Raw genomic sequence first — 5,484 nt, forward strand, 5'->3', positions numbered from 1 at the left:
AGCAAAGAAACAATATTTAATAATTTGATAGTCAGAATGGTCAAGTCAGAAAAAATATATCAATCTAAAATTATATGTTCGTAACTACTGACCTCTATAACTTTTTTTTAGAAACTAAAAATTAATTTACTTCTTTTGTAAAATCTATACTTATAGACTGAAGAATAACTGTAATTAATTTCCAACTAGTATATTGAAATTGACTGCTAAATTATTGTGTAATTATTTGATGGTGCAATGTAACTGACTAAAACAACTTTGATTTCGTTTATTCAGCCCTTAAATCATTTTGCTAAAGAGTTAAGCGTGTTTTTATATAAAGTTGAAATTTCACTTTATTGCAAGTCAACTATCGAGTGTCTTTAAAATTTTGTACATAAAAAAACAGTTAATATAAATTTCTCATTACAAGACACCAAACTAGTATAGTATTTTTTTATACAATGTATAAGATTTTTTTGGATCAGCAAACCGCAAATCACTTTATGTTTAATTGCGTAAATTAAAAAGAAAAAATTTTATAAAATGATCTAATAATATGATTGTTAAAATTTTATATTAACAATTATTAAGCATTTTTTAATATACCATTATGAGATTTAAAAGTTTAAGAATGCTAATTTTATAAATAGTTATTTTTAAAAAATTAAAAAACAGATCATTATGGAAAAGAGGATTGCTATTTTAGCTACAAACGGATTTGAAGAAGTTGAATTAAGTTCACCAAAAGAATATTTAGAGCAACAAGGTTGGAAAGCAGAAATTGTAAGTCCCGAAAGTGGCGCTATAAAATCTTGGGCTTCTACTGACTGGGGAAAAGAATATAAAGTAGATGTTGAATTGAAAAATGCAAATGCAAATGATTACGATGCTTTAGTTTTGCCTGGTGGAGTTTTGAATCCGGATAAACTGAGAACAAACGAAGATGCTTTATCATTTATAAGAGAATTTTTTAAAGCTGGAAAGCCAGTTGCTTCTATTTGCCATGGACCACAAATTTTAATTAGTGCTGATTTAGTTAAAGGTCGAAAAATGACTTCTTATCCTTCAATCAAAGTCGATTTAGTAAATGCGGGTGCCGAGTGGCATGATAAAGAAGTGGTTGTTGATAAAGGTTTAGTTACAAGTAGAAATCCTGATGACTTACCGGCCTTTAACAAAAAAATGGTTGAGGAAATCAAAGAAGGTAAACACCAACCGAAAATATAGTTACAGAAACAAAAAAAAGGCAGAAATTATTAATTTCTGCCTTTTTTTTGTGCTTTAAATTCCCGTTTATGCATGAAGATCTTTTTGCATCATTGCATTTATTTAAAATTAACGCTGTAAAATATCATCGAAAAGTACAATACACGATTCTCACATTTTTCTACAAAGAAAATAGTTCTCTGAGATCCCGACAAAAGTCGCAATAAGCGATTCACACACTTTTTCACTACGCAAAAAGCGGTTCTCCAAGATCCCGACAAAAGTCGGGATAAGCGATTCACACGCTTTTTAGATACGCAAAAAGCGGTTCTCTGCTTACATATTTCTTCTATACTGACCACCAACTTCAAATAAAGCTGAAGTGATTTGCCCTAATGAACATACCTTAGTCGCTTCCATTAAATGTTCAAATAAATTCTCATTTTTAATAGCTGCATCTTGAATGTCATTGAGTTGTTTTTTTACTTTATCCTGATTGGATTGGTGTAAATTATGCAACATCGTGATTTGGTATTGCTTCTCTTCCTCAGTTGCTCGAATTACTTCAGCTGGAATTACCGTTGGTGAACCTTTTGAACTCAAGAAAGTATTTACACCTATAATAGGGAATTCGCCTGTGTGTTTCAACGTTTCATAATACAAACTTTCTTCTTGAATTTTGCTTCGTTGGTACATGGTTTCCATTGCACCAAGTACACCGCCACGCTCTGTAATTCTATCAAATTCTAATAAAACCGCCGCTTCTACTAAGTCAGTCAATTCTTCGATTATAAAGGCACCCTGAATTGGATTTTCATTTTTGGCTAATCCTAACTCTTTATTGATAATTAACTGAATCGCCATGGCACGGCGTACTGATTCTTCTGTAGGTGTTGTTATCGCTTCGTCATACGCATTAGTATGAAGTGAATTGCAGTTATCATAAATCGCATATAATGCCTGCAAAGTGGTCCGGATATCATTGAAATCAATTTCCTGAGCGTGTAAGGAGCGTCCTGATGTTTGTATATGATATTTCAACATTTGTGCTCTTTCATTAGCGCCGTATTTAATTTTCATGGCTTTCGCCCAAATTTTACGTGCGACACGACCTATAACTGCGTATTCTGGATCCACACCATTCGAAAAGAAAAATGATAAATTAGGTCCGAAATCATTAATGCTCATTCCGCGACTTAGATAGTATTCTACGTAGGTAAAACCATTAGAAAGCGTAAAAGCCAATTGAGTGATGGGATTGGCTCCAGCCTCGGCAATATGATAGCCAGAGATTGATACCGAATAAAAATTTCTAACTTTTTTAGTAATAAAATATTCCTGAACGTCGCCCATTAATCGCAATGCAAATTCAGTTGAAAAGATACAAGTGTTTTGCGCCTGATCTTCTTTTAAAATATCAGCTTGAACGGTTCCGCGAACTTGTGAAAGTGTTCTTGCTTTAATTTCATTATAAATGTCCATAGGTAGCACAAGGTCTCCAGTTACTCCCAAAAGCATTAATCCTAATCCGTTATTTCCTGCTGGTAAATCACCTTGATAATGCGGTCTATCTACACCTTGCTCCTTGTATAGTTTAGCTATTTTTTGCTCAACTTCTGCCTCTAAATCATTTTCTTTGATATAATATTCGCATTGTTGATCAATTGCGGCATTCATAAAAAAACCGAGTAACATAGGCGCTGGACCATTGATAGTCATACTAACCGAAGTCATTGCGTGAACTAAATCAAAACCAGAATATAACTTTTTAGCGTCATCTAAACAGCAAATAGAAACTCCTGCGTTACCTATTTTTCCATAGATATCAGGACGAACATGTGGGTCATTCCCGTATAAAGTCACACTGTCAAAAGCGGTTGACAATCTTTTTGCAGGTAATCCAGCACTTACGTAATGAAAACGTTTATTGGTTCTTTCAGGTCCTCCCTCTCCCGCAAACATTCTTGATGGATCTTCACCTTCTCTTTTAAAAGGATATAATCCTGCTGTAAAAGGAAATTCACCTGGCACGTTTTCCTGTAAACACCATCTTAATATATCACCCCAAGCTTGGTACTTTGGCAATGCGATTTTAGGAATTTGGGAGTGTGAAAGCGACTCGGTGTGCGTGGCCATTTTTATTTCGCGATCACGCACTTTAAAGGTATAAACTGGATTTTTATATTTATTTACTTTTTCGTCCCAAGTCAATATAATCTCCCAATTATACGCATCGAGATCCATTTTTACTTTCTCAAATTGATTGAGAAGTAAATTCAAGAAAATTTTATTTTCAGTAGCTCCGTCTTTTTCTAAATCTAAGGCAGAAGGCAAAACCGATTCATCATTAATTCCTGCTTTATTAATTAAAGGAAGCTTACCCGAAACTGTTTCCAAGGTTTTAAAAATTCCATATAATTTTTGAGCAACTTGTTCCTGACTTATTGCTGTAAGATCATACTTTCGATTACTTTCGGCAATTTCAGATAAATACCGCGTTCTATGTGGCGGAATAACATAAATCTTCTCGCTCATTTCGCGAGTGATTTGGAATGTCGATTTCAAATCAGAGTTAGTTTTCTCATGCACTTTATCCATAATCGCTTTATAAAGCGTGTTCATTCCAGGATCATTAAACTGCGATGCGATAGTGCCAAAAACAGGCATTTCATCTGGACTTACATCCCATAAATTATGATTGCGTTGGTATTGTTTTTTGACATCTCGAACTGCATCCAAAGCACCTCTTTTATCAAATTTATTTAAAGCTACTAAATCAGCAAAATCAAGCATATCAATTTTCTCCAATTGTGTTGCCGCTCCAAATTCAGGTGTCATTACATATAAAGATACATCAGAATGATCCATAATCTCAGTATCAGATTGACCAATTCCAGAAGTTTCTAAAATAATAATATCGTATTTAGCGGCTTTAATTACTTGAATCGCATCAGCCACATATTTTGATAATGCTAAATTAGATTGACGAGTTGCTAAGGATCGCATGTAAACTCTTGGATTGTTTATAGCGTTCATTCGGATTCTATCTCCTAAAAGCGCTCCACCAGTTTTACGCTTGGAAGGATCTACAGAAATTAATCCAATTGTTTTTTCTGGAAAATCAATTAAAAAGCGACGTACTAATTCATCTACTAAAGAAGATTTTCCTGAACCACCCGTACCTGTAATTCCTAGAACTGGAGTTTTACAGTTTTCATTCATTTTTAGGATTACTTCCAAAAAAGGTTTAGCTACATCAGGAAAATTCTCTGCAGCAGAGATAATTCTAGCAATAGCAGTTGGATTTTTTAATTTGAGTTCATCCAACTCATTTGTTAATTTGTCTCCAGTAGGAAAATCAGATTGTTTTACTAAATCATTGATCATTCCTTGTAATCCCATTGCACGACCATCATCAGGAGCATATATTCTGGCGATTCCATAGGCTTGTAAATCGGCAATTTCAGATGGTAGAATTACTCCACCACCACCTCCAAAAATTTTTATTTGTCCTGCTCCTTTTTCTTGAAGCAAATCATACATATATTTAAAGTATTCATTGTGTCCACCTTGATACGAGGTAATCGCTATAGCATTAGCATCCTCTTGAATAGCAGTATTTACCACTTCTTCAACGCTGCGGTCATGTCCTAAATGAATTACTTCTACACCTGTAGATTGAATAATTCTACGCATAATATTAATTGCTGCATCATGGCCATCAAAAAGAGCTGCGGCTGTAACAATTCTTACTTTATTAGTAGGGATATATGGTATTTGTTGTTCCATTTTATGAATATGATAATTTAAGAGTGCAATTTACAATTTTATTTTAAAAATTATCTGAAGTTGTGTGAGAGTGTTTGTAAATAAATCTTATTTTTAAAAATTGATCCTGTTTCCACCAAGTCACTACAATTATTATATGCTTACACTTTTATAAATTACGCTCTAAAGTTAACGAGCTATCTGCTATTTACTAATATATTTTTTCATAGATCATCTTGTGTAAAATATAATAAAAACTATCTATTGAGGTAATAACTAATTTATAAGTTTTAAACTTAAGCTGTTAGGAAATTCTGTCTTTTTATCAAACTTGTAATATCTTTTTAGATCACTTTTTCATAAACGTATCAAAATAATTTTTAGTAGTAAAATCATAAAATTAAGTTACATGAAAAAATTATTGCCGTCTTACTATGCTGCGACCTATTCGCGATGCAACTTTTTTAGAAACTTAAGATAGTTTTTTAAAGTTTTCATTTCCATTTTCCAGGCTGAAATCGGAAATAA

Annotated in this window: 2 protein-coding genes; one reads left to right on the top strand and one right to left on the bottom strand. The window is 33.1% G+C overall.

Annotated features, from left to right (window positions below; genetic code table 11):
* Nucleotides 1-663 precede the first annotated feature (663 nt).
* Nucleotides 664-1,209 carry a type 1 glutamine amidotransferase domain-containing protein gene (locus RCH18_RS15870; RefSeq protein WP_326937755.1) on the top strand — a complete coding sequence of 182 codons (546 nt, stop codon included), beginning with the start codon at nucleotides 664-666 and terminating at the stop codon, nucleotides 1,207-1,209.
* A gap of 315 nt (nucleotides 1,210-1,524) precedes the next feature.
* Here RCH18_RS15870 and RCH18_RS15875 read toward each other — a convergent pair whose 3' ends face one another.
* A complete protein-coding gene (locus RCH18_RS15875; protein WP_326937756.1) occupies nucleotides 1,525-4,977 on the bottom strand; it encodes a methylmalonyl-CoA mutase family protein in 3,453 nt (1,150 codons plus the stop codon).
* Nucleotides 4,978-5,484 lie beyond the last annotated feature (507 nt).

Origin of the sequence: Flavobacterium sp. PL11 (assembly GCF_035985025.1) — a bacterium.
Taxonomy (GTDB): domain Bacteria; phylum Bacteroidota; class Bacteroidia; order Flavobacteriales; family Flavobacteriaceae; genus Flavobacterium.